This is a genomic window from Lentzea sp. NPDC058436 (assembly GCF_042721515.1).
Lineage (GTDB): Bacteria > Actinomycetota > Actinomycetes > Mycobacteriales > Pseudonocardiaceae > Lentzea.
Genome location: NZ_JBHXLF010000001.1, coordinates 1,387,695 through 1,411,764 on the forward strand (window position 1 = coordinate 1,387,695; position 24,070 = coordinate 1,411,764).

The window sequence follows — 24,070 nt, forward strand, 5'->3', positions numbered from 1 at the left end:
AGCGAGTCGATCCACGCGTTGACGTCGGTGCCGAAACGGCGGACCAGGCGGGCTCTGGCGTCCTCATCGATCACTCAACTCAGATTAGCGAGTTCGCTCCCGATTGGCGGCGGAACTGGTAATCGGCCAGCGCCGGGCGCCACAGCCCGTTGGCGTCGAAGCAGGTGGACAGCAGTGTCAGGTCGGCGCCGTCGCCGGCGATCGCGACCTTGCCGTCGACGACCCACCGGCCCCGCGGCAGCAGTGGCACCGGCCACCCGGTGACGACGAGCCGGTCGCACACCAGGCGCTGCAGGCGTCCGCCGTCGTTGTCGACGATGACGGCCGGGGTGTCGAGGTCGAAGTCGCGGACGGTGGCGAGCGGGTGGTGCCGGACCCCGGCGTCGGAGAGCGTCTCGGCACCGGGGCCGATCAGGTCGACGGGCCCGAAACGCCGCGCCAAACACGTCGCCGCCCACGCCCCGAGATCGGCCGCGCCCACCACGACGATCCGTTCGAAATAGCCCATGTCACCGTGTCCCGCATTCACAATTCGAATGTTTCCGCAGGTCGGAACGCATCCCAGAAGATAGGGGAACGATGATCGACACGTCAAACATCCGCGCTATCTCAAATGGGCTCGTTTTATGGGCAAGGAATAGATCTCCGATGACGGACACGCTCAGTAGGTGACGGTGATCGTGCGTTCGAGGCCGTTGACCTCGATGGTTCCGCCGACGGGGATGACGACCTGCGGGTCGGTGTGGCCGAGGTCGACGTCGAACACGATCATCGCGTCGGGCGCGTACTCGGCGAACGCCTTGAGCACGGCCTCGCGCTGCTGCGTGGTGTGGGTGAGGCGGTCGGTGTCCTGGTCGGTGAAGAACCAGGCCTTGGCCCGGCCGACGAGCACGGCGGGAAACCGTCGCAGCAGGCCGCGTTCGCCCATGTTGCGCAGGATCCGGTAGACCTCGGTCGCGGACGGCATCTCCTCACTGGTCTCGAAGAACAGCACCCGCCCGTCGTAGTGCTCGGGTTCGTTGATCTCGCGGCCGGCCATCATCAGCCACGACAGGATCTCGAGGTTGCCGCCCCACGACGCGGCGGTGACCGTGGTGTGCGGCTGGTGCCAGATCCAGCCGCCGCTGGGTTCGAGGCCGGGCTCGGTCTCGAAGGTCCGCGGGTCCTCCCAGGGGCTGTCCTTGTCGCCGTAGGCGAGGGACTCGGTCAGCCGGTAGGGCCCCGGCGTGAACAGCGCCGCGTGCAGCGAGTCCCTGCTGGCGGGGTGCATGGCGCCGGGCCGCCCGAACTGGACCATGACGCTGCCGCCGTAGAAGCCGACGATGCCGCGGTTGTGCAGCCAGGTGAGCAGGTTGGTGTTGTCGCTGTGCCCGAAGTACGGCTTGGGGTTGGCCCTGATCAGGTCCTCGTCGAGGTGGGGCAGGACGGTGATCTGGTCGTCGCCGCCGATGGTCGCGATCACGGCCTTGATGGACGGGTCGGCGAACGCGGCGTGCAGGTCGGCCGCCCGTTCCCGCGGGGTCGCGCCCATCTTGCGGGTGGCGGGGTACTCGACGGGGACGAGGCCGAAGTCGGTCTTGAGGCGGTGCAGGCCCAGCTCGTGGGGCAGGGGGAACAGGCCCGGCAGGCCGGCCGCCGGGGAGACGATCGCGACGCGGTCGCCTGGCCGGGGCTTGGGCGGGTTGATCAACGACATGGGTGCCGAGCGTAGTGACGCGCGGGGCGGCGGGAAGGGCGTTGGCCCAGGCCGGGCGGAGATCACAGCCGGTCAGAGCCACGAGGGCGACGGCCTGGTGGTCAGGGACGCGTGCCCGTGTCGTCAGAACGCGGGCCAGGGGATCGCGGGCCAGTCACCGGACGGCTCCGGGTACACCCCGTCGGCCAGCAGCTTGTCGACGCGTTCCCCCACGGCGCGGACCTCGGCGCGGGTGAGGTGGTCGTGCAGCGTCTCCCCCAGTTCGGCGTCCAGGGACGATCTCAGCCGGCGCAGCGTCTCGGTGACCTGCTCACTGAGCGGTTCGCGGGCCCAGCCCCACAGCACGGTGCGGAGTTTGGGTTCGGTGTGCAGGCAGATGCCGTGGTCGACGCCGTACACGGAGCCGTCGAGGGCGTGCAGGACGTGCCCGCCCTTGCGGTCGGCGTTGTTGACGACGACGTCGAACGCGGACATGTCGGCGATGCGCGGGTGGGCGGCGTGCACGAGCACGGCGGGTTCGCCGAAGCGGTCGTGGGCGTGGAAGACGGGGATCCAGCCCGGTGTGACGTCGTCGACGGCGACGATGTCGACGAGTTCGTCCTCTTCGCGGGTCTCGATCCACAGCTGGACCATGCCGGCGCCGAACGGGCCGGGGCGCAGGACGGTGGGCGGGACCACGTCGAAGGACGCGGCGGAGATCAGGTAGGTGGCCACCTCGCGGCCGGCGAGCGTGCCGTCGGGGAAGTCCCACAGCGGCCGTTCGCCTCGCACGGGCTTGTAGACGCACTGGGCGTCGACGCCGTCCAACGAGATCTTGCAGAACAAGGTGGCGTTGGAGGCGTCGACGAGGCGTCCCTCGACCTCGATGCGGCCGTGTTCGAGCAGGTGCAGGGCCGCTGAGGTGTCCACGTCAGTCTTCTTCGGTGCGGCGGTAGCCGTTCTGCCGCGGGCAGATGTGGCCGTCGGCGTCGAGCGGTTCGGCGCACAGCGGGCACGGCTTGCGGCCGGCGTTGACGACGCGGTCGGCTCGTTCGGCGAAGGCACGGGCTGCGGACGGTGACAGGAAGACCCGCACGGCGTCGGGGCCTTCCTCGGTGTCGTCGAGCACGACGGCCTCGTCGACCTCCTCCTCGGAGATCGCGAGGAGCTCGATGACGACCGCCTTGGACTCGGCGTCCCAGCCGAGGCCCATGGTGCCGACCCGGAACTCCTCCTCGACGGGGACGTCGAGGGGCTGCGTGTCGAGGTCGTCGGGAGGGGAGTCTTCCGGCACGTCGGTGCCGAAGCGGCGGTGCACCTCCTCCAGCAGCGAGCCGATGCGTTCGGCGAGGACCTGGACTTGCTGCTTTTCCAGGGCGACGCTGATCAACCTGCTCTGCTCGGAGGCCTGCAGGTAGAAGGTGCGGTCGCCGGGCTGCCCGACGGTTCCTGCGATGAAACGGTCGGGTGCGCGGAATACGTGAATGACGCGAGCCATGGCAGAAACGAGCCTAGGCCACGCGGAGATCGTCGGCAGGTCCTCCCCCACCAAACACTCCGCGTATAGGGTCGGGTTGTGGTGAAGATCGCTTCGTACGGGACCTGGACCTCGCCGATCACGGCCGGCGACACCTCCAAACCGGGGGGTGGGTTCCAGTGGGCCGACCTGCACGGTGAGCGCGTGTGGTGGGCGGAGAGCCGGCCCGCCGAGGGCGGCAGAGTGGCGTTGATGCGCGACGGCGTGGAGGTGCTGCCCGCGCCGTGGAACGCCCGCAACCGGGTGCACGAGTACGGCGGCCGTCCGTTCGTGGTGCTCGCCGAGGACAGGGTGGCGTTCACGCACTGGGCCGACCAGCGCCTCTACGTGTTCGACCCCGACTCCCCCGAGCCCACGCCGCTGACCCCCGAACCGGAGCGCCACCACGGGATCCGGTACTCGGACCTGTCGGCGGGCCCGGACGGCGAGGTGTGGTGCGTGCGGGAAAGCGTCACCGGTGACGCGCGCACCGACGTGCGCCGCGACCTCGTGGCGATCACCCGGTCCGGTGATGTTCGGGTGCTGGGCGCCTCGCACCACTTCATGACGGGCCCGAAGATCAGCCCGGACGGCACGAAGGTCGCGTGGATCGGCTGGGACCACCCGCGGATGCCGTGGGACGGCACCGAGCTGTGCGTGGCCGATCTCGGCTCGTCCGAGCACCGCGTGGTGGCGGGCTCGGCGACGGAGGCGGTGTGCCAGTTCGAGTGGGAGGGCGACTCCCTGCTCGCGCTCACCGACCCGGACGGCTGGTGGAACCTGTTCCGCGTCTCCCCCGACGGCACGAGCACGAACCTGGCGCCGTGCGAGGAGGAGCTGGGCGGGCCGATGTGGCGGCTGGGCAACCGCTGGTTCGCCACCCTGTCGCCGGGCCGGTACCTGGTGGTGCGGTCCGGGGCGCTGGCGGTGCTCGACGAGCGGTCCGGCACGGTCACCGACGTGCAGACCGACCTGCCGACGTGGGCCGCGGACCTGTCGGTGCGCGACGGTGTGGTGATCTGCGGCGCGGCCGGGCCGACGTCGGACTACGCCGTGGTGCGCCTGGACCTGTCCAACGGCGAGCTCACCTACCTGACCGGCGGCCAGGAGTCGGCCGAGGCCGCGTACCTGCCGACGCCGGTGGAGCGGCTGTTCGGCGAGATCCCCGCCTACGTGTACGCGCCGTCGAACCCGGACTTCGCCGGGCCTGAGGACGAGCTGCCGCCGTACGTGGTGCACGTGCACGGCGGGCCCACGGGCCGTGCGCTGCCCAAGCTCGACACGGACATCGCGTACTTCACCAGCCGCGGCATCGGCGTGGTGGCCGTCAACTACGGCGGGTCGACCGGCTACGGGCGGGCGTTCCGGGAGCGGCTGCGCGAGCAGTGGGGTGTCGTGGACGTGGAGGACTGCGCGTTCGTGGCCCAGCAGCTCGCCAAGGAGGGCACGGCGGACCCGGCGCGGCTGGGGATCCGGGGCGGGTCGGCGGGCGGCTGGACGTCGGCGGCGTCGCTGACCTCGACCGACGTGTACCGGTGCGGCATGGTGGCGTTCCCGATCCTGGACCTGGCGGGCTGGACGTCGGAGGGCGGCGAGACGCACGACTTCGAGTCCCGCTACGTGGAGGGCCTGGTCGGCACGCTGCCGGAGGCCGCGGACCGCTACCGGGACCGGTCGCCGTCGACGAAGGCGCGGTCGGTGTCGGGTCCGGTGCTGCTGTTGCAGGGCCTGGAGGACGAGATCTGCCCGCCGGAGCAGGCCGACCGGTTCGCCGCCGACCTCGCGGGGTCGGGGATCCCGCACGCGTACATCACGTTCGAGGGCGAGCAGCACGGGTTCCGGATGGCCGAGAACATCAAGACGGCGCTGGAGGCGGAGCTGTCGTTCTACGGGCAGGCGTTCGGGTTCGTGCCGCCGGGTGTGCCGGTGCTGGACCTGTCGCAGTGACCCTGCTGTCTCGCGGGGACCGGGTCGCGCTGGTGTCACCGGCCGGCCCGGCTCTGCCCTCGCGGCTCGCGGCGGGTGCCGAGGTGCTGCGTTCGTGGGGCCTTCAGGTCACCACACCTGTGGTGGCGCCGTGGGCGTTGCCGTATCTCGCGGGCTCTGACCAGGCACGGGCCGACGAGTTCGTGTCGGCGTGGTGTTCGGACGTGGCGGCGGTGTTCTGCGTGCGCGGCGGCTACGGGTGTCTGCGGATGACCGACCTCGTGCCGTGGAAGGACCTGCCTGCGCGGGTGTTCGTGGGCTCCTCGGACGTCACGGTGCTGCACGCGGAGCTCAACGCGGTGGGCCAGCCGACGGTGTTCGGGCCGATGCCGGGCACCGCGGACTTCGTCGACGACCCCCTGGCCCAGGCGCGGATGCGTGAGGTGCTGTTCGACGGCGTGAGGTCGTGGACGGCCGGCACTCCCGTGGCGCCCGGTACGGCCCGTGGGGTGCTCACGGGCGGGAACGTGGCGTTGCTGGCGGCGTCGGTGGGCGGACCGCGCTGGTCGCCTCCGCCGCCGGGGGCGATCGCGGTGCTGGAGGACATCGGCGAGGAGGCCTACCGGCTGGACAGGCTGCTGACGCAGCTGCTGCGGGCGGGCTGGTTCGCGCCGGTGTCGGGGATCGTGCTGGGGTCGTGGACGGACTGCGGTGACGTGTCCGCGGTGCTCGCGGACCGCCTGTCGGAGCTGGGCGTGCCGGTGCTGGGCGAGTTCGGGTTCGGGCACTGCGCGGGCTCGTGGTCGCTGCCGCTGGGCGTGCGGGCGGAGCTGGACGTGGCGGCGCGGTCGTTGACGCTGCTCTGAACGGTCCTCACCCGGTGGGCGGCGGCCGTCCGGGTGACGCCGGGTAGGCTTCCGCCCGCCATGAGACCCCAGCCTCAGTGGGCGGCGTTAGACGTCTACGCGTCGAACTCCGACCTCTACGCCGATCCCCGACTGGTGGAACGGGTGGACTACCGGCGCCGCTTCAAGCGGCACCGTCCCCGCACCCCCTCGGTCGTGCTCGCCCCGCACGGTGGCGGCATCGAAGTCGGAACGTCCGAGTTGTGCCTCGCCATCGCGGGTTTCCACCCCGGCACGCGCGTGCCGATCGGGCAGACGCACGACTACTGGATGTTCGAGGGCCTGCGCACCGCCGCCAACGACGAGCTGCACGTCACCTCGTCCAACTGCGACGACCGCATGGCCCGCCAACTCGTGTCGGGCGCCTCGCACGCACTGGGCCTGCACGGCTGCACGGCCGCGGCGGCGGGCCTGGAGGACCACGACAGGGCGGTGCTGGTCGGCGGCCGCGACGCGCTGCTGCGCCTGGAACTGCTCACACGGCTGCGGCGCGCCGGTTTCCACACGATCGACGCGGTGGACCACCCGGTGCTGGGCGGGTTCGACCGGGCGAACATCGCGAACCGGACGAAGTCGCGGCAGGGCGGGCAGTTGGAGCTGACGACCCCGCTGCGCACGGCGATGTTCGCCGAGAACTCGCGGTCGGACCGCCGGCACACGACGACCGAGGTGTTCTGGGACTTCGTGCACGCCTGCCGTGCCGCGCTCGCCGCGCGTGAGGCGCTCAACAACTAGCGTCGGCCCCATGCGCCTCACGTCGGTCACGGTCGGCACGTCCCAGCCCGTCGCGCTCGCCTCGTTCTACGCCCGGCTGCTCGGCGCGGTCGTGGGGACGGCCGAGCCGGACTGGGCGCAGGTGCGGGTGCCGGGCGGGCTGACGGTGAACTTCGAGCTCGAACGGCACTTCCGCCGTCCGGTGTGGCCGTCGGCCGAGGGTGCTCAGACGGCGTCGCAGCACCTGGACATCGAGGTCGAGGACCTGGAGGCGTCGGTGGAGCACGCGGTGGCGTGCGGGGCGGTGCTCGCGGACGTTCAGCCGCAGGCCGACGTGCGGGTGCTGTTCGATCCGGACGGGCACCCGTTCTGCCTGTTCACCGGCTAGACGCGCCGTCCGAGCAGGCGGCCGGGCCAGGTGCCGTTCCGCGCGGTGAAGGTGCCGATGGACGTGAAGCCCTGCTTCTCGTAGTACGCGACGAGGCGGTGGTCGTCGCCGTCGTAGCAGTCGACGCGGACCAGGCCGACTCCGGCGGCGCGGGCTTGCGCGAGGGCGTGGTCGAGCAGTGCTGCTCCGACGCCCCGGCCGGCGAACGCGCGGGCGATGACGAGCAGGGAGATGTAGTGCTCGGGCTCGTCGGCGGCCGGAACGTACTCGGCCGCGGTGGTGGACGTGATGACCACACCCGCGACCTCACCACCGTCACCGTCCGCTCGGGCGAGCCAGACCGTGCCGGTGGTGGCCAGGGCGGTGAACCTTGCGACGGAGGCCGGGACACCGGACCAGTGGTCTGTCCCCCACTGTCCGGTGCGTCCTTGCGAGGCGAGCCAGTCCTGCGCGTCGTCGAGCATTCGCATGATCGCCGGCACGTCGCCCGGCCCGCCCCGCGTGATCTCCATAGCTTCTACAGGTACTTCTTCAGCTCCCGCTTGGCCAGCGACATGCGGTGCACCTCGTCGGGCCCGTCGGCCAGCCGGAGCGTGCGGGCCGCGACCCACAGCTCGGCGAGCGGGGTGTCCTGGCTGACGCCGCCGGCGCCGTGGGCCTGGATGGCCTTGTCGAGGACCCATTCGGTCATCAGCGGGGTGCCGATCTTGATGGCCTGGATCTCGGTGTGGGCGCCCTTGTTGCCGACGGTGTCCATGAGCCACGCGGTCTTGAGCACGAGCAGGCGGGCCTGTTCGATGCGGACGCGGGCCTCGGCGATCCACTCCTGCACGACGCCCTGGGTGGCGATGGGCTTGCCGAACGCGACGCGGGACACGGCGCGGCGGCACATGAGTTCGAGGGCGCGTTCGGCCATGCCGATCAGGCGCATGCAGTGGTGGATGCGGCCGGGGCCCAGCCGTGCCTGGGCGATGGCGAAGCCCTCGCCCTCGCCCGCGATGAGGTTGGAGGCGGGGACGCGGACGTCGTCGAAGACGATCTCGGCGTGGCCGCCGTGGGCGTGGTCGCCGTAGCCGAAGACCCGCATCTCGCGCTGGATGGTGACGCCGGGGGTGTCGCGCGGGACGAGGATCTGGGACTGCTGGCGGTGGCGGTCGGCGCCGGGGTCGGTCTTGCCCATGACGATGAAGATCGCGCAGTTCGGGTTCATCGCGCCCGAGGACCACCACTTGCGGCCGTTGATGACGTAGTCGTCGCCGTCGCGTTCGATGCGGGTGGCGATGTTGGTGGCGTCGGAGGACGCGACGTCGGGTTCGGTCATGCAGAACGCGGAGCGGATCTCGCCGTCGAGCAGCGGCTGCAGCCACTGCTTCTTCTGCTCGTCGGTGCCGAACATGGCGAGCACTTCCATGTTGCCGGTGTCCGGCGCGGCGCAGTTGAGCGCTTCGGGGGCGAGGTGGGGGCTGCGGCCGGTGATCTCGGCCAGCGGCGCGTACTGCAGGTTCGTCAGGCCGCCGCCGTGCTCGGCGTCGGGCAGGAAGAGGTTCCACAGGCCCTGGCGGCGGGCCTCGGCCTTGAGCTCCTCCAGGATCGGCTGGCGCTGCCACGGGTCGGCGGCGTCGTGCAGCTGCTGCTCCAGCACGGCCTCGGCCGGGTGGACGTGGTCGTCCATGAAGGTGAGGAGCTTGGTGCGCAGTTCCTCGGTCTTGGCGTCGTAGGCGAAGTCCATGACTCAGAGCTCCTTGTGGGCGGCGGCGAGTCCCTGCCGCACGAGGGGAACGGTGAACGCGCCGAGCTTTTCGAAGCCGGCGCCGACGGTCTTGCCGCTGGCGAAGCGGAAGTGGATGCCTTCGACGATGACGGCGAGCTTGAAGTAGCCGAAGGCGATGTACCAGCCGAGGCCGGAGGTGTCGGTGCCGGTGCGGGCGGTGTAGCGGGCGACGAGCTCGTCGGCGGACAGGAACCCGGGAAGCGAGGTGACGCCGCCGGTGATGGGGTCGTTGTCCGAGCCCAGGCCGGCCCAGTAGACGTAGAGCAGGCCGAGGTCGGCGAGCGGGTCGCCGAGGGTGGCCATCTCCCAGTCCAGGACGGCGCTGATCTCCAGGGGTTCCTGGGTGACCAGGGCGTTGTCGAGGCGGTAGTCGCCGTGGATGATCGTGGCGCGCGGCGAGTCGGGGACGGTGGCGGCGAGCTTGTCGCGCAGTTCCTCGATGCCGGGCAGCTCGCGGCTGCGGGAGGCGTCGAGCTGCTTGCCCCACCGCTTGACCTGCCGGGCCAGGAACCCCTCGGGGCGGCCGAAGTCACCGAGTCCCACGGAGCCGGGGTCGACGGAGTGCAGGTCGGCGAGCACGTCGACGAGCCGTTCGGAGAGGGCGCGGGCCTGCTCGGGGGTGATCCACGGGCACTGGGACCGTTCGCGCAGGGCGGCGCCGGGCATCTCCTGCATGAGGTAGAACGGCGCGCCGATGACGGAGGTGTCCTCGACGAGCCGGTGCGCGCCGGGCACGGGCACGGAGGTGTCGGCGAGGGCGGAGATCACGCGGAACTCCCGCGCCATGTCGTGCGCGGTGGCGAGGACGTGCCCGAGCGGCGGGCGGCGCAGCACCCACGTCTGAGCGCCGTCGCTGACGCGGTAGGTGAGGTTGGAGCGGCCGCCGCGGAACAGCTCGCCGGTGAGCGGGCCCGTGCCCAGGTGCGTGGCCAGGGCCTGCAGGTCGAGGCCGGGAAGGTCGGTCACAGGTTCACTCCGAGGGTGGCGAGGTGGGCGCGGGTGGCCTCGGCGCCGGTGTGGCGCAGCGCGTGCATGCCGACGGCCTGGGCGGCTTCGACGTTGATGGGCGCGTCGTCGTAGAACACCGCGCGTGCGGCGGGGACACCGATGCGTTCGAGGGTGTGGTGGTAGATGCGCTCGTCGGGTTTGCGCAGGCCGATGCGGCCGCTGATCACGACGGTGTCGAACAGCTCGATCAGCAGGTCCTTCGGGTAGCCCTCGCCCCAGCTGTTGGACAGCAGCGCGGTGTGCAGGCCGGCGGCGCGGGCCTTGCGGACGAGCTCGACCATCGCCGGGTCGGGCGTGGCGCCGCCGAACATGCGCCTGAGCAGTCCGTTCTCGTCGACCGCGCTGCCGGTGGTGGTGATGAGCTCGGCGGCGAGCAGCCGTTCGAACTCGGGCACCGTGAGCTCGCCGGTCTCCAGGCGGAACACGGGGTTGTCCGGGAGCGCGTCGCGGCTGAGCCATTCGCGCATGATGCGGCCGTAGACGTCGCGGTCGATGGCCTCGGCGTGCATCCAGGCGCCGACGAACTCGGGCACGGACACCGTCATGACGCCGCCCCAGTCGAAGACCAGCGCGTCGACCTCGGGTTGCTGCGGAAGCGTTGTGTCACCCACGGAACGGAGGGTACCGACCGGTCGGTATGTGAGCAACCGGTGTCCGTCTTGTCCACCTTTCGATGGACACGAGATAAGGCCTTTGTAGGGATTCGCGTCTCGCCGGACCTCGCTACGTTCGAGTCCGAAAGGGGGATTCATGAGAAGGACTGCAGTGGCGGTGCTGACCGCCGTGATGACGCTCTCCGTCGTCACTCCCGTGGCCTCGGCCTCGGGTGACGACCAGGTGGTGCGCACGGACAAGGGGACCGTGCGAGGCAAGACGGCCGGGCAGGTGCGGACGTTCGGGAACATCCCGTTCGCCGCTCCCCCGGTCGGCGAGAACAGGTGGCGCGACCCGCAGCCGATCACGCCGTGGCGGGGTGTGCGGGACGCGACGACGCCCGCGCCGGCGTGCGCGCAGAACTCCCAGCTGGGGCAACCTGCCTCCGCCACCGAGGATTGCCTCTACCTCAACGTGACGACACCGGCCTCGCGATCGAGCAAGGCGCGGCCGGTCATGGTGTGGATCCACGGCGGCGGCTTCACCTCCGGCGCGGCGTCGATGTACGACGCGACGTGGCTCGCGGCGAAGAACGACGCCGTCGTGGTCACCGTCAACTACCGGCTGGGCGTGTTCGGGTTCTTCGGACACCCCGGTCTCGCGGGCTCCGGCGCGTACGGGCTCGCCGACCAGCAGGCCGCACTGAGGTGGGTGCAGCGCAACGCACGGGCGTTCGGCGGCGACGCGCGCAACGTGACGGTGTTCGGCGAGTCCGCGGGTGGCTTGAGCGTGTGCGCGCAGCTCGCGTCACCGCGGGCGGCCGGGTTGTTCGCGAAGGCGATCATCCAGTCCGGCGCGTGCGGCCTGAACCTGCCCTCGTTCACCGCGCCGGGCGAGTTCACCGGCGTGTGGCGCTCACGCGCCGACACGGAGAAGGCCGGCACCGGGGCGCTCGGCTGCGCCGACGTGGCGTGCCTGCGGGCCAAGCCGGTGTCGGAGCTGCTGACGGTGCACGAACAGTTCGCGTCGCCGTCGTTCGACACCGCCGTGCTGCCGATCGACCCGGTCGTGGCACAACGCACGGGCCGCACACACAGGGTGCCGACGCTGGTGGGGTCGACGCACGACGAGATGACGCTGTTCGCGCCGCTGTTCTGGCCGCAGCCCATCCCCGAGACCTCCTACGGCGACCAGCTCGCCTGGCTGTTCGGCGCGAACGCGGACAAGGTCGCCGCCCGGTACCCGGTCAACGGCAACGCCGACGCCCGCGACGAGATCGCCCGCGTCCTGACCGACCGGTCCTGGGCGTGCACGACCCAGGTCACGCGCGCGGAGCTGGGCCGGCACACGCGGGTCTCCGGGTACGAGTTCGCCGACCCCGACGTGCCGATGATCTTCCCCGGCTTCCCGCCGTTCCCGGAGTACGGCGCCTACCACGGCTCCGAGCTGCTGATGCTGTTCGACATGGGCCAGACGCTCACGCCCGAGCAGCGGAAGGTCTCGGACTACATGATCTCGGCGTGGGGCCGCTTCGCCCGCACCGGTGATCCGGGGTGGCGTGCGCCGGTGCAGTCGCTGGCACCCGGCGCGATCGGGGGCACCGACTTCGCCCTGGATCACCAGTGCGGGTTCTGGTCGTCCATCCTGTAGCGCATGCCCGGCTACCGCGGACTCGCCCGCGATCGCGAGTTCCGCGCCCTGTTCGTGGCGCACGTCGTGTCGGTCGCCGGGGACCAGTTCGCGAGGGTCGCGCTGACGGTGCACGTCTACGACCGCACCGCCAGCGCGGGCCTCACCGCGTTGACCTACGCGTTGACGTTCCTGCCGGACCTGCTCGGCGGGCCCCTGCTCTCGGGGCTCGCCGACCGGTTCGCGCGCCGCGGCGTGATGGTGGCCGCCGACCTCGTGCGCGCCGGGTTGTTGCTGCTGATGGCGCTGCCTGGCCTGCCGTTGTGGGTGCTGGCGTCGCTGCTGGTCGCGGTGCAGCTCGCGGGAGCACCGCACGGCGCGGCACGGGCGGCGTTGCTGCCGAACATCCTGCCCGACGAGCGCTACCCGCTCGGGCAGGCCGTGCTCAACACCGTCACCCAGGCCGCGCAGGTCGCCGGGTTCCTCGGCGGCGGCGTGCTCGTCGCCTCGTTCGGGCCGAGCCCGGTGCTCATCGCCGACGCGGCGACGTTCGCCGTGTCCGCACTGCTGGTGGGGCTGTTCCTGCTGCACCGGCCCGCACCCCGTCATCCGCACGTGCGCGCCTGGCCCGCCGACCTCGTGGGCGGCGCACGGCTCGTGTGGGGAGACCGGCGCCTACGGGCACTCGTCGCACTGGCCTGCGTGTCCGGCTTCTACATCACCGCAGAGGCACTCGCCGCACCACTGGCCTCCCAGCTCGGCGCGGGCCCGGCGGCGGTCGGGGCGATCTTCGGCGTCGTCTCGGCCGGCACCGCGGTGGGCATGGTGGTGCTGGCGCGCGTACCGGCCGAACGCGGGCTGCGGTGGATGCCCGTCCTGTCGGTCCTGTCGTGCGCCGTGCTGCTACCCATGGCGTTGCAGCCAGGTCTGCTGTGGACGCTGGTGCTGCTCGGACTCTCCGGCGCGGCCAGCGGCTACCAACTCCTCGCCAACGCGACGTTCGTGCGCGCCGTGCCCGACGCGACCCGCGGGCAGGCGTTCGGGCTCGCCGTCACCGCCCTGCGCGTCTCGCAGGGCCTCGGCATCGCCGCCGCCGGAGCGGCCGCGCACTTCTGGCCGGTGCACCACGTCGTCGCCGCCGTCGCCGCAGCGGGCGTGCTCGCGGCCGCGGGTGCCTCGTGGCAGTGGACGCAGGCCTGCGAGCAGGCAGAACCGACGTCACCGTGACGGTGGAGGGTGCTGGCGGACACCCTCCGTCGTCACCACGAGCCACAAAGGATTCAGACGGTCCAGTCGGTCGACGCGAACGTCCAGTCCGTCGACGACACGAACGTCCAGTCGGTCGAGCCGGACGCGAACGTCCAGTCCGTCGACCTCGCGAAGGTCCAGTCAGTGGAGGTGAAGGTCCAGTCGGTGGACAGCGCGCGGTTCATCATGACCGTCTCCTTGTGGGAATGCGGGGTGTGCAATGAGGGGTGAGAACGCGAGGACTACTCAGGGTGAGGTCCCCCACATGGAGCCACGACTTCGCGTGACCCGGTAGCTACAGTGGTTTGTTCCTGATGGTGTTCGGTGGGGGTGGCAGCGTGCCTTGGCTCGACCCGCGCCGGTGGAAGTTATGGTCCCTTCCTCCTGTCGTGCTGACCTACGTCGTGACGATTGCCGTGCTCGCGGCACTCGTCACGCTCGCGACCGCACGGCTTACCCCTGTCGAGGTGCGCCACTGGGTCTGGTTCGCGGCACTCACCGCGGCAGCGCTGATCCACCTCGAAGCGGCGCGCGGAATCGAACGCATCCGCGAGATCTCCTCTGAGGGCGTCCCCCACGCGCAGATGCAGTCCGTCTGGCAGTTCGCAGGCGTGCTCGTACTCCCGATGCCACTGGTCGTCCTGATGGTCGTGACCATCTACCTGCACGCATGGCTGCGGGTGTACAAGCGCCGGGCCGTTCTCTACCGGAAACTGTTCTCCGCCGCCACTGTCGTACTTGGCTGTGCCGCAGCGCAATGGGTGCTGCACATGTTCTCGGCCTCAACCCCGTCCGAACTGGACGGTCCACGCGGCCTCATCGCCCTCGTGATCGCCGGATTCCTCTACTGGTTCGTCAACTACGCCCTGGTCGTCGGCGCCATCATCATGACCAACCCGGCGAACCCCCTGAAGACCGCGCTCGGCCACGCCTCCGACGTCCTCATCGTCACCGCGTCCGTCGGCCTCGGCTCCGGCATCGCCATCATCGCCACCGCCCGCCCGTGGCTCTCCCCGATCCTGCTGCTCACCGTGCTCGCCCTGCACATGGGCCTGCTGCTGCCGCAGTTCCGCGTCGCCGCCCGCACCGACAGCAAGACCGGCCTCGTCGACGCCACCTTCTGGCACGACGTCGCCGAACGCGAGATCGCCAGAGCCCGCCGCCTCGTCTCCACCGTCGGCGTCCTCATCCTCGACCTCGACCACTTCAAGCAGATCAACGACACCTACGGCCACCTCGCCGGCGACCGGGTGCTCCGCGCCGTAGCCGACACCCTCAAACACGCCGTCCGCTCCTACGACCTCGTAGGACGCTTCGGCGGCGAGGAGTTCGCCGTACTGCTCCCCGGCGTCGGATCAGGCGAGGTCCGCGCCACCGCCGAACGCATCCGCTTCGACATCGCCCGCCTCGAAGTCGAGGTCGTCGACCGCCTCGGCGAGACCCGCGTCATCACCGGCCTCACCGGCTCCGTGGGCGCCGCGGTGTTCCCCGACACCGCCCTGGAGCTCAGCCCGCTGCTGCTGGCCGCCGACGAGGCCCTCTACCAGGCCAAGAACAACGGCCGCGACCGCGTGGCCACCGCCGCGGCCCGCTAGAACAGGGCCTCAGGAGCAGCGCTTCACCGGCGAAAGCCGTTCGTCAGAGCTCGCTAGCGCCCCAGGAACGCCTCGACCTCTCGCGACACCCGCTCCGGCGCCTCCACCCACGGGTAGTGCCCCACACCCTCGTGCACGTGCAGAGTCGCGTCCGGGAACAACCCCGCCAGCTCCGCACACCGCCGCACCGGCGAGATCGGGTCCTCCGAGCACGCGTACACCAGCACCGGATGCCCGAAGTCCGCCAACGCCCGCCGCAACACCCCAGGCACGAACGCCCCCTCGGCGTTGTAGCCCAGCGCCACCTCGTACTTCCACTGCCCGAGCTCCGCCCGCGCGTGCTCCTGAGCCCGCGAGTCCCACCGCTCGTACAGCAACGGCGACGCCGCCACCCGGTTCGCCACCGAGTCGTCCCCGGCCGCGTTGCGCTCCAGAGCCGCCGTCGCCGCCTCGAACCACGGCCGATCCGCACGCGCCGCCAGGAACACGTCCCAGTCGCTCTGCTCAGGCGACAACCCCACACTGCGCAGCGCCGGCGTCAGCAGCACCAGCTTCCCCACGCGGTCGGGGAAGTCCGCCGCGTACCCCATCGCGATCCCCGCACCCGCGGAATGCCCCAGCACGTCCACCACGTCCAGACCGAGGTGACGGCGCAGCATCTCCACGTCCCGCACCAGCATGTCCCGCCGGTAGGTGAACGGATCCGCCGGCTCGTCCGACTCACCCGTGCCCCGGTTGTCCAGCACCACCAGCCGCCGCGACGCGTCCAGCCCGCCCAGCGTCTCCAGGTACTCCGACGCCCGGCCCGGACCACCCGCCAGCACGAGCAGCGGGGGACCCTCACCCGCTTCTCGATACGCGAGTTCCGTGCCGTCGAACGAGGTGAAGCGTGCCATGCTGCCTATCATGCCGAAGATCGCCACGGCCGACCTCGTCGACCGGCCGCAGCTGCTCGAGTTCCTCGCGACCCGCCACCACGGCGTCCTCATCACCCACCGCAGCACCACCGACGCCCTGCAGGTCTCCCCCGTCTCGTGCGGCGTCGACACCCAGGGCCGCATCGTCATCGCGACCTACCCCCAGCGAGCCAAGGTCCGCAACGCCCGCCGCGACCCCAACGTCACCATCTGCGTGCTCTCCGACGACTGGGACGGCGCCTACGTCCAGATCGACGGCACCGCCGAGGTCCTCGACCTCCCCGACGCCCTCGACGACTTCGTCGAGTACTACCGCTGCATCGCCGGCGAACACCCAGACTGGGACGAGTACCGCGCCGCCATGCTCCGCCAGGGCAAGTCCCTCATCCGCATCACCATCGACAGCTGGGGCCCCATCGCCACCGGCGGATTCCCACCCGAACTGGACCAGTGACCCGTGAAACTCTGGATGAAGACCGTCCTGTGGGTCTACATCGCGTTCAACCTGCTCCAGGCCGTCGTCCTCACGATCGACCCCGAACTCACCGACCGCGCCTACCTCGGCGGCGAGATGACCCCCACCCGCGCATTCCAGTGGTACGCCGTCGCCGGCTACCACGTGCTGATCATCGCCGTCACGATCATCGCCATGGGCCTGCACCGGGCACGGGACCGACGCAAGATCATCATCGTCAACGCCCTGATGTACCTGCACTGGGACGCCGGCTCACAACTCGCCTATTGGGGCCGCGAGATCGGCATGGCCACCAGCGACCTGCTGATCAACTCCGGCGTCAGCACCGCCACCGCACTGATCCTGCTCACCGTCGCCTGGTTCGACCGCGACCCCGCGACAACGCCTAGCTAGACCACGCCCCACCCCAGCCCGCCGGCTTCTCCAGCACCACACACGGACCGCCGTGCGGGCCCTCGATAGACGCCACCACACCCGTCGGCACGGTCGTGGGCTCCAGCAGCACACGACCGTCCGCCTCGGACACCCGCGCACACACCGCCGCCACGTCGTCCACCGCGAAGTACGCCTGCCAGCCCTCCGCACGCGACGTCGTCAAACGCCCCGCCACCGCCCGCGGACCACCATGACGCGCCGACGTGAACACCACGAAGTCCTCACCTTCGGCCCGGCTCTCCCACCCCAACTCACCGAGCCAGTACCCGTCCTCCGGCGACGCCGTCATCAACTCCACCCAGCACGGCTCACCCGAACGAGGCGGCGGCGCCCACGGACCGTGCAACACCCTGCCACCGTCCACAGAGGAGTTGACCTTCAGCTCACGCGACTCGTCCCCACCGAAGACGACCCGCCAACCCCGTTCCCCCGCAACGACATGAGCCGCCAGCCGGTCACCCACGAAACCCGAGAACGACCCACCCGGCTCCGCGATCACCGTCCACCCCAGAACACCGGCGAAGAAATCCACCGACGACTCGGGCTCGGCAACGCTCAACTCAAGACGACGAACACCACAAGACGACACGGGCATCCCATCGGGCGGGGATCAGGAGCGCGCACCATCCTCGGCTCCGACCACCTGAGACGACAATGCGCCATTCGGCGGCATGCGCTCCGCGCTCACCACGTCACTCAACGGCACCGGCCTGCCCAGGTGGAAACCCTGCCCCACCCGCACCCCGAGCCCCCGCAGAGCGTCCACCTGGGACGGACGCTCCACCCACTCGGCCACCGCCGACAACCCCAGCCCGTTCGCGATCTGCACGATCCCCGACACCAGCACCGCGTCCGCCGCGTTGGTCTCGATGCCCTTCACGAACTCACCGTCGATCTTGATACCCGTGATCGGCAGATGCTTCAGGTGCACGAACGACCCGAACCCCGAACCGAAGTCGTCCAGCGTGATCCGGCACCCGAAACTCCGCAGCTGCGTCGCCAGCGTCACCGCCGCGTCCAGGTTCGTCACCGCCGCCGTCTCCGTGATCTCCAACCCCAACCGGCCGGGAGCAACCCCCGCCGAACCGAGCTTGTCCAGCACGAAGTCACCGAAGTCAGGATCCTCCAGAGTCCGGCCCGACACGTTCACGTTGAACCGCAACCGCGAGTCCGGCTGCGCCACCAACGCGTCGATCGCCGTCGTCAGCACCCACCGGTCCACCTCCAGGATCAGGTTCGACCGCTCCGCCACCGGCAGGAAGTCCGCGGGCCCCAGATACGGCTCCTGCCCGTCCTCCAGCCGCAGCAACAACTCGTGCCCCAGCGTCGTACCGGTGTGCAGATCCACCATCGGCATCCCGTACAACGCCAGACCGCCACCCGCCAGCGCCGCCCGCAACCGGTCCAGCACGCTGACCCGCTTCACCGTGTCCGCGTAGTGGTTCGGCTCGTACACCGTCACCCGGTCCCGGCCCGCCGCCTTCGACGCGTACAACGCCAGATCCGCGTTCGCCAGCACCAGCTCCCACGAGTCACCAGGACCGAACTCCGCCAGCCCCGTGCTCACCGTGATCCTGGCGGGAGTGCCGATACCGGCGAGGGGGAACCCCGCCACAGCGTCCCGCAACCCGTCCGCGACCTCCGACGCGTCCTTCGGCGACGCCCCCGGCAACACCACCGCGAACTCGTCACCACCCAGACGAGCGATCAACCGGTCACCCAGACGGGACTGCAACGCACTCGCCAGCATCCGCATCACCCGGTCACCCACCGCATGGCCGCGCAGATCGTTGACGTCCTTGAAGTTGTCCAGGTCCAGCACCAGCAGAGCACCCGAACCGTTGTTCGCCAGCTCCTGCTCCAACGCCCGCGTCAACGCCCGCCGGTTCGGCAACCCCGTCAGAGGATCCTGCTCCGCCATCCGAACAAGCTCGTCGTGCACACGACTCGACTGCGTCACGTCGTGCGCGGTGCCCAAAGCCCTCAGCGGCGTGCCGTCATCACCCAGCACGACCTCACCGAAGCACTCGAACACCCGCTCCTTGCCGTCCGGCCGCAACATCCGATGCGTGTACGTGAACACCGACCCCGTCTTGAGCGCCGCGTCCAGCGTCTCCTCGATCATCGGCAGATCGTCCGGGTGCACCAGCTGCGAGTACATCTGGAAGTCGAACGCCGTCCCCGCCGCGAACCCGAACATCTCCAGCAACGTGTCCGACCACGTCACCCGGTCCTCGCGGATCGCCCACTCCCACGTGCCCATCCGCCCCAGCGCCTGAGCCCGCCGCAACGCGTCCGCCTCCTGCGTCACCGTCAACTCACGGTCACGCCACGACGACACGTCCACGACCTCGTACATCAGGTCGTCACCCAGCTTCGAGCACCGCACCTCGAGCCAGCGCGGCCCCGGCACCAGCACTTCCCGCACCGGCGCCGGCACCTCGGGCACCCCCGGCAGCAGCGCGGGCAACGACCGCCCGTACGCCTGCTCCACCGGAACCCCCAGCACAGCACCCAGCGCGCGGTTGCACCACAACAGGTTCCCGCGCGCATCCGTCACGGCATAGCCGACACCCGCCCGGTCCAGCACCGTGCGGCAGTAGGAGGTCACGCGCGTCATGATCGTCCGATCACCGGACGTAAGCAACCCGCTACGCCGGTCAGTTCGCTGTTGTGCGAACGGCTATCGCAGCCGTTCCAAACCCTTCGCCGACTCCACCAGCTCCGCCGCCAGCTTCCTCAGCTCCTCGTTCTCCGCCCCGTCCTGCGCCGCCGTCACCACGTCCTCGGCCGCACACCGCAGCTGGAACAACCTGTCCTGCAGATCCGCCAGCTCCGCGGTGCTCAACACCACCGCGTCCTCCGGCAGACCACCCCGCTGCAACGCCGCCCTGCGCTCGTACGCACGCTGACGACACGGCTGTGCGCAGTAACGCCTCGGCCGGCCGATCCGCCCACTCCCCGGCAACCGCCTCCCGCACCACGCGCAGTGCCTGGGCTCATCCGCCTCCATGGAGCGCTCCATGGCGCGCGACGGTAGCGAATCGCGGTGGGTGGTCTCCAGCGACGCGCCAGAAAGCCCGACCTTCGTAGGGAACCGGACACTACCCGCCGGGCCGTTGGTTTCGCTTTCGGGTGGGGACGGCGAGACGAACCGGGGTCGACGCGCCGCCATGAGACCGCCCGCAGCGCGTGTCGGGCAACTGGCCGAGCCGACCTCACCGAACTTGATCTTGCCTCTTGGTCTTTGCGGGTGTGGTTCAGTGGTTCTCGGTGGAGCGGGAGCCCGGGAGGGCTCACTTCAATCAACACTGAAGCAATAGAGAGAAAGAAGACAGTGTGTCGCCACCCACTGTCCACCCCGGAGCCACCGCCACCAGGCAGACTCACGTCACGTGACCCACCCCTACCTCGCAGGCCCGCGCCCCCGCGCCTTCGCCCACCGCGGCTGGCACGTCGACGACCTCACCGGCATGGAGAACTCGCTGAGCTCCTTCCGCCGGGCCGTGCAGGAGGGCTACCGCTACATCGAGACCGACGTCCACGCCACCTCCGACGGCGAGGTCGTCGTCCACCACGACCACACGCTCGACCGCACCACCGACGCCCAGGGCGTCGTCTCCGCGCTCCCCTGGACCGAGGTCAAGCGCGCCAACGTCGGCGGCCGCGAACCCATCGCCCGGCTCGCCGACGTCCTCGAAGAGCTGCCCGACACGTTCTTCAACATCGACGTCAAGTCCGAGAACGCCGTCGAGCCGATCATCGCGCTGCTGCGCAAGGCCAAGTCGCTGCACCGCGTCTGCCTCGCGAGCTTCTCCGACAACCGCCTCGCCCGCCTGCGCAGGACCGCAGGACCCGAACTGCTGACGTCGATGGGGCCGCGCTCCGCCGGCGCGCTCTGGGCCGCCGGACGCGTCCCGTTCGCCGGACTCGCCGTCCGCGGCCAGGTCGCCCAGGTCCCCGTCAGCCAGGGACGCCTGCACATCGTCGACCGCCGCTTCGTCCAGGCCGCCCACCGCAGGTCCCTCGAAGTGCACGTCTGGACCATCGATGACGAGGCCGACATGCGCGCCCTTCTCGATCTCGGCGTCGACGGTCTCGTCACCGATCGGCCGGACGTCCTGCGCGAAGTTCTCCAGTCCCGCAACAGCTGGTAACAGGTTGGGCAGTCGATCATCGGCCGTGTCGGCGGACAAGTACAGTCCGCCGACATGAAGGTCCAGGGCGACGACACCGCCGACCCCAGCAACGCCGGGCGCCGCAAGAAGGAACAACGCGGCTGGGTCTGGTACGACGTGGCGAACTCCGTGTTCCCGACCTCGGTGATCACGGTCTTCCTCTCGCTCTACCTCACGAGCATCGCGACCAACGCCGCCACGGCCGACACCGCGCTCAACGGGGCCACCCCGTGCGCGAACGACAACGCCTTCGCCAACTGCGACGTCACGATCCTCGGCCTGCAGTTCCCCTCCGGCTCGCTGTGGGGCTACCTGCTCTCCATCGCGACCGTGGTCCAGGTGCTCGTGCTGCCCGTCATGGGCGCCATCGCCGACCGCACCCAGAACAAGAAGAAGATGCTCGGCTTCTTCGCCTTCACCGGCTCCGCGGCCACCATCGCGCTCGCCGCCGTCGAAGGCACCAACTGGAAGCTCGGCGTCGTCTTCTTCATCATCGCCAACATCTGCTACGGCTCCAGCGTCGTCGTCTACTACGCCTTCCTGCCCGAGATCGCGACACCCGACGAACGCGACGCCGTCTCCAGCCGCGGCTGGGCGTTCGGCTACCTCGGCGGCGGCGTCGCCCTCGCCATCCAGCTCGGCATCACCCTGTCCGCCGACTCACTCGGCATCACCTCCGGCGACGCCGCGCGCATCGCGTTCGTCATCTCCGGCGTCTGGTGGGCGGCCTTCACGATCATCCCGCTGCGCGCCCTCACCGAGCACCAGCGCCCGCACGGCGGCGAGCACGGCGCCTCGGTGATCTCCGCCGGCTTCAAGGAACTCGGCACGACCCTCAGGCAGGCCAAGGCCTTCCCGCTCACGCTCGCGTTCCTCGGCACCTACCTGATCTACACCGACGGCATCGCCACCGTCGCCAACGTCTCCGCCCAGTACGGCAGCGTCGAGCTCAAGTTCGAACAGCAGACGCTGATCACCGTGATCCTCATCGTCCAGTTCGTCGCGTTCATCGGCGGCGTCCTGCACGGCTACGTCGCCAAGCGCGTCGGCGCCAAGAAGACGATCCTCGGCTCACTGGTCGTGTGGATCGTCGTGATCACCGCGGCGTTCTTCGTCCAGGCGGGCGACGAGACCTCGTTCTACCTCGTCGCCGCGGGCATCGGCATCGTGCTCGGCGGCACCAACGCCCTGTCCCGCAGCCTGTTCAGCCAGATGGTCCCCCCTGGACGCGAGGCGCAGTACTTCTCGCTCTACGAGGTCGGCGAGCGCTCCACCAGCTGGCTCGGCCCGCTGGTGTTCGCCGGCGTCGGCCAGGCCACCGGCAGCCTGCGCCCCGCCATCCTCGCCCTGATCATCTTCTTCGTCGCGGGCTTCGTCCTGCTGATCTTCGTCCCGGTCCGCCGCGCCATCAAGGCCGTCGGCAACGAAGCACCCGCCCTCGTCTAACCCACCTGCGGCGCCGCTTTCGAGCGGCGCCGCACCGGCAGCACCGCCGTGAGAACGAGCAGCACGGCGAGCGCGGTCGCGAGGACCTCGCTCCCCTCGACGACCAGGAACAGCAACGGCACCAGCTGCAACACCGCGAACAACGACAACGCCCGCCCCAGCACCGCGTCACCCCGCACGAACGCCACGACCCGCGTGACGACGGTGATCAGCCCGACCGCGAGCAACCCCACCCCTGCCGCGACCCCGCCGAGCACGCCCAGGACCACCGCTCCCCCACCCCACCAGAGCAACCTGCGCGCGGGCGGCGTCGGAGCCTCCCGGTGGAACCCCAGGCACAGACACGCGAACGTCACCCACGACGGCACGTGGAACACGCTCCACGCGAACGCGTACTCCGGCTGCCCCAGCGCGACCAGCGTCAGCAGGACCGGCGCCCCCGCCGCCACCTTCGCGAGCGTTCGCCGCCCTCCCAGCAACGCCCCGAAGGCCACCAGCGGCCCCAGCTCCAGCACCCGCCACCAGTCGAGGCCGGCCCGCTGCGGACCCCCGTACGCGGCGACGACGTTCACCACGGCCGCCGTCGCGTAGAAGACACCGAGCAGCAGCCCGAGCATCCCCAGGGCCCGCACCACCTCACCGCGCCAGACGACCTTCGCCGGCACGCTCGTGAGCGCCGCACCGGCCGCGAGGTGCGTACGCACCGCGAGCCCGAGGATCGCGCCCGTCTCCCCCCACCCCGGCCAGCTGTGCTCCAGGTCGAGCTCGTCGGTCCGCTCGGTCAGGAAGATCCCGACCATCTCCTCCTCGCGATCGCGCCGGTACCACCCCGGCAGCACCTTCAGCAGCGTCCGGTAGCGCCGCTCCAGATTGCTCACGCCCGACTCGCCCACGCCTGGACACCCCTCCCCCTCAGCACCGCGGTCGCCGCCCGCACGTTCGCGCTCAGCCTCGCGACCTCCGCCTGCAACGCCCGCACACCCGACTCGGTGAGCTTGTAGTAGCGCCGCAACCGGCCCTGGTGCACCTCTTCCCGGTCGCGCTCGGCGAGCCCGTCCGCCACCAGCCGGTCCAGCACCCCGTACAGCGTGCCCACCCTCAGCACCATGCGCCCCTCGGACAGCTGCTCGACCGCCTGCACGATCGCGTACCCGTGCAAGGGCTCCTCCGCCAGCGCGGTGAGCACGAGGAACGTCTGCTCGGACATGACCCGACCACTCATGTCGTTGAATATATCGCGGCGCGAGCTGTATCGGGAAGCGGACTACGGCCGAATACTCAGTTCGGTCAACACTGAAGATATCGAGTAAGCCGAGGGAGAGCGAACCCTGGGTGCCGGCCAACGCCGAGCGCATCGCGGCGCGCGCCGACATGTCCGACGGAGGCGCGAGGCGTCGCGGAAACAGACGGAAGACCCCTCCCCTGCCGCCTGCATTTCCCCCAGACCCGATCGTCCGCCGCCGCCACCGCTCCCCTGCGCCGCGCCTCCTCCTCTCTCGCGCCGTCGAGGCCCGCCATGACCATCGCCAAGAAGGCGAGGTACGGGTTGCCCGCACGACCGCCCTCATCTCTCTCGCGGCCGCCACCACTCCCCTCCTGCGCCCACCACACCCCTCCGCCTACAACTGCTTTCGTCCGCCACCCCGCTTC

Annotated in this window: 26 protein-coding genes; 11 read left to right on the top strand and 15 right to left on the bottom strand. The window is 70.4% G+C overall.

Annotated elements, in window-relative coordinates; translation table 11 throughout:
* Window positions 1-79: 79 nt before the first annotated feature.
* The 4 genes from ACFWN2_RS05605 to ACFWN2_RS05620 form a co-directional block, all read right to left on the bottom strand.
* Window positions 80-508, bottom strand: a complete 429-nt coding sequence (locus ACFWN2_RS05605; RefSeq protein ID WP_382425078.1) for a hypothetical protein — start codon at window positions 506-508, stop codon at window positions 80-82.
* Between the two features lie 153 nt (window positions 509-661).
* Entirely contained in the window at window positions 662-1,696 is a 1,035-nt protein-coding gene (locus ACFWN2_RS05610) for a S66 peptidase family protein (RefSeq protein WP_382425079.1), read from the bottom strand.
* A gap of 123 nt (window positions 1,697-1,819) precedes the next feature.
* Window positions 1,820-2,605, bottom strand: a complete 786-nt coding sequence (locus tag ACFWN2_RS05615; RefSeq protein WP_382425080.1) for an SCO1664 family protein — start codon at window positions 2,603-2,605, stop codon at window positions 1,820-1,822.
* Window position 2,606: 1 nt separating this feature from the next.
* Complete coding sequence (locus ACFWN2_RS05620; RefSeq protein ID WP_382425081.1) at window positions 2,607-3,173, bottom strand: DUF3090 domain-containing protein; 567 nt, start codon at window positions 3,171-3,173, stop codon at window positions 2,607-2,609.
* 78 nt (window positions 3,174-3,251) lie between these two features.
* Between ACFWN2_RS05620 and ACFWN2_RS05625 the strand changes: the two genes are divergently transcribed.
* From ACFWN2_RS05625 to ACFWN2_RS05640, 4 genes are read left to right on the top strand one after another with little or no spacing between them, the layout of a single operon-like run.
* Window positions 3,252-5,138: a prolyl oligopeptidase family serine peptidase gene (locus ACFWN2_RS05625; protein WP_382425082.1), complete on the top strand. Its 1,887-nt coding sequence runs from the start codon at window positions 3,252-3,254 to the stop codon at window positions 5,136-5,138.
* Window positions 5,135-5,983 (top strand): LD-carboxypeptidase, encoded by an 849-nt coding sequence (locus tag ACFWN2_RS05630; protein WP_382425083.1) that lies wholly within the window; start codon window positions 5,135-5,137, stop codon window positions 5,981-5,983. Before ACFWN2_RS05625 ends, ACFWN2_RS05630 begins: the two co-directional genes overlap by 4 nt.
* Before the next feature lie 60 nt (window positions 5,984-6,043).
* Window positions 6,044-6,757 (top strand): poly-gamma-glutamate hydrolase family protein, encoded by a 714-nt coding sequence (locus ACFWN2_RS05635; RefSeq protein ID WP_382425084.1) that lies wholly within the window; start codon window positions 6,044-6,046, stop codon window positions 6,755-6,757.
* Window positions 6,758-6,767: 10 nt separating this feature from the next.
* The gene (locus ACFWN2_RS05640; protein WP_382425085.1) at window positions 6,768-7,124 is read left to right on the top strand and encodes a VOC family protein; all 357 of its coding nucleotides are present in this window, start codon (window positions 6,768-6,770) and stop codon (window positions 7,122-7,124) included.
* On the opposite strand, the gene ACFWN2_RS05645 is transcribed toward ACFWN2_RS05640, so the two are convergent.
* The 4 genes from ACFWN2_RS05645 to ACFWN2_RS05660 are packed head-to-tail and all read right to left on the bottom strand — an operon-like array spanning window position 7,121 to window position 10,514.
* A complete protein-coding gene (locus tag ACFWN2_RS05645) occupies window positions 7,121-7,636 on the bottom strand; it encodes a GNAT family N-acetyltransferase (RefSeq protein ID WP_382425086.1) in 516 nt (171 codons plus the stop codon). The genes ACFWN2_RS05640 and ACFWN2_RS05645 overlap by 4 nt on opposite strands.
* A 5-nt stretch (window positions 7,637-7,641) precedes the next feature.
* Window positions 7,642-8,853: an acyl-CoA dehydrogenase family protein gene (locus tag ACFWN2_RS05650; protein WP_382425087.1), complete on the bottom strand. Its 1,212-nt coding sequence runs from the start codon at window positions 8,851-8,853 to the stop codon at window positions 7,642-7,644.
* Window positions 8,854-8,856: 3 nt separating this feature from the next.
* Window positions 8,857-9,861 carry a phosphotransferase family protein gene (locus ACFWN2_RS05655; protein ID WP_382425088.1) on the bottom strand — a complete coding sequence of 335 codons (1,005 nt, stop codon included), beginning with the start codon at window positions 9,859-9,861 and terminating at the stop codon, window positions 8,857-8,859.
* Window positions 9,858-10,514: an HAD family hydrolase gene (locus ACFWN2_RS05660; protein WP_382425089.1), complete on the bottom strand. Its 657-nt coding sequence runs from the start codon at window positions 10,512-10,514 to the stop codon at window positions 9,858-9,860. The genes ACFWN2_RS05655 and ACFWN2_RS05660 overlap by 4 nt, the downstream gene beginning before the upstream one ends.
* A 139-nt stretch (window positions 10,515-10,653) precedes the next feature.
* On the opposite strand from ACFWN2_RS05660, the gene ACFWN2_RS05665 reads away from it, so the two are divergent.
* Together ACFWN2_RS05665 and ACFWN2_RS05670 are read left to right on the top strand one after the other, a co-directional pair.
* Entirely contained in the window at window positions 10,654-12,147 is a 1,494-nt protein-coding gene (locus tag ACFWN2_RS05665; RefSeq protein ID WP_382425090.1) for a carboxylesterase/lipase family protein, read from the top strand.
* 3 nt (window positions 12,148-12,150) lie between these two features.
* Entirely contained in the window at window positions 12,151-13,353 is a 1,203-nt protein-coding gene (locus ACFWN2_RS05670; RefSeq protein ID WP_382425091.1) for an MFS transporter, read from the top strand.
* Between the two features lie 53 nt (window positions 13,354-13,406).
* Here ACFWN2_RS05670 and ACFWN2_RS05675 read toward each other — a convergent pair whose 3' ends face one another.
* Window positions 13,407-13,562 carry a hypothetical protein gene (locus ACFWN2_RS05675; protein ID WP_382425092.1) on the bottom strand — a complete coding sequence of 52 codons (156 nt, stop codon included), beginning with the start codon at window positions 13,560-13,562 and terminating at the stop codon, window positions 13,407-13,409.
* A gap of 150 nt (window positions 13,563-13,712) precedes the next feature.
* On the opposite strand from ACFWN2_RS05675, the gene ACFWN2_RS05680 reads away from it, so the two are divergent.
* Entirely contained in the window at window positions 13,713-14,969 is a 1,257-nt protein-coding gene (locus ACFWN2_RS05680) for a diguanylate cyclase (protein WP_382425093.1), read from the top strand.
* 53 nt (window positions 14,970-15,022) lie between these two features.
* Here the strand turns inward: ACFWN2_RS05680 and ACFWN2_RS05685 are convergent, their stop codons facing one another.
* Window positions 15,023-15,865, bottom strand: coding sequence for an alpha/beta fold hydrolase (locus ACFWN2_RS05685; protein ID WP_382425094.1), 843 nt, complete (start codon window positions 15,863-15,865; stop codon window positions 15,023-15,025).
* Between the two features lie 10 nt (window positions 15,866-15,875).
* On the opposite strand from ACFWN2_RS05685, the gene ACFWN2_RS05690 reads away from it, so the two are divergent.
* Together ACFWN2_RS05690 and ACFWN2_RS05695 are read left to right on the top strand one after the other, a co-directional pair.
* Window positions 15,876-16,340, top strand: coding sequence for a PPOX class F420-dependent oxidoreductase (locus ACFWN2_RS05690; protein WP_382425095.1), 465 nt, complete (start codon window positions 15,876-15,878; stop codon window positions 16,338-16,340).
* A gap of 15 nt (window positions 16,341-16,355) precedes the next feature.
* The gene (locus tag ACFWN2_RS05695) at window positions 16,356-16,754 is read left to right on the top strand and encodes a hypothetical protein (protein WP_382425096.1); all 399 of its coding nucleotides are present in this window, start codon (window positions 16,356-16,358) and stop codon (window positions 16,752-16,754) included.
* Here the strand turns inward: ACFWN2_RS05695 and ACFWN2_RS05700 are convergent.
* From ACFWN2_RS05700 to ACFWN2_RS05710, 3 genes are all read right to left on the bottom strand, one after another.
* Window positions 16,747-17,355 carry a VOC family protein gene (locus ACFWN2_RS05700; RefSeq protein WP_382425097.1) on the bottom strand — a complete coding sequence of 203 codons (609 nt, stop codon included), beginning with the start codon at window positions 17,353-17,355 and terminating at the stop codon, window positions 16,747-16,749. The two genes, ACFWN2_RS05695 and ACFWN2_RS05700, sit on opposite strands and share 8 nt — an antisense overlap.
* A 51-nt stretch (window positions 17,356-17,406) precedes the next feature.
* The gene (locus ACFWN2_RS05705; protein ID WP_382425098.1) at window positions 17,407-19,407 is read right to left on the bottom strand and encodes a putative bifunctional diguanylate cyclase/phosphodiesterase; all 2,001 of its coding nucleotides are present in this window, start codon (window positions 19,405-19,407) and stop codon (window positions 17,407-17,409) included.
* A 72-nt stretch (window positions 19,408-19,479) separates the two neighbouring features.
* On the bottom strand, window positions 19,480-19,821 hold the full coding sequence (locus ACFWN2_RS05710; protein WP_030475304.1) for a hypothetical protein: 342 nt from the start codon (window positions 19,819-19,821) through the stop codon (window positions 19,480-19,482).
* A 370-nt stretch (window positions 19,822-20,191) separates the two neighbouring features.
* Between ACFWN2_RS05710 and ACFWN2_RS05715 the strand changes: the two genes are divergently transcribed.
* Together ACFWN2_RS05715 and ACFWN2_RS05720 are read left to right on the top strand one after the other, a co-directional pair.
* A complete protein-coding gene (locus ACFWN2_RS05715) occupies window positions 20,192-20,953 on the top strand; it encodes a glycerophosphodiester phosphodiesterase (protein ID WP_382425099.1) in 762 nt (253 codons plus the stop codon).
* Between the two features lie 54 nt (window positions 20,954-21,007).
* On the top strand, window positions 21,008-22,420 hold the full coding sequence (locus tag ACFWN2_RS05720; RefSeq protein WP_382425100.1) for an MFS transporter: 1,413 nt from the start codon (window positions 21,008-21,010) through the stop codon (window positions 22,418-22,420).
* Here the strand turns inward: ACFWN2_RS05720 and ACFWN2_RS05725 are convergent.
* Both ACFWN2_RS05725 and ACFWN2_RS05730 read right to left on the bottom strand, forming a co-directional pair.
* Complete coding sequence (locus tag ACFWN2_RS05725; RefSeq protein ID WP_382425101.1) at window positions 22,417-23,298, bottom strand: hypothetical protein; 882 nt, start codon at window positions 23,296-23,298, stop codon at window positions 22,417-22,419. The genes ACFWN2_RS05720 and ACFWN2_RS05725 overlap by 4 nt on opposite strands.
* Window positions 23,295-23,642, bottom strand: a complete 348-nt coding sequence (locus tag ACFWN2_RS05730) for a PadR family transcriptional regulator (RefSeq protein WP_382425102.1) — start codon at window positions 23,640-23,642, stop codon at window positions 23,295-23,297. The genes ACFWN2_RS05725 and ACFWN2_RS05730 overlap by 4 nt, the downstream gene beginning before the upstream one ends.
* Window positions 23,643-24,070: the final 428 nt, after the last annotated feature.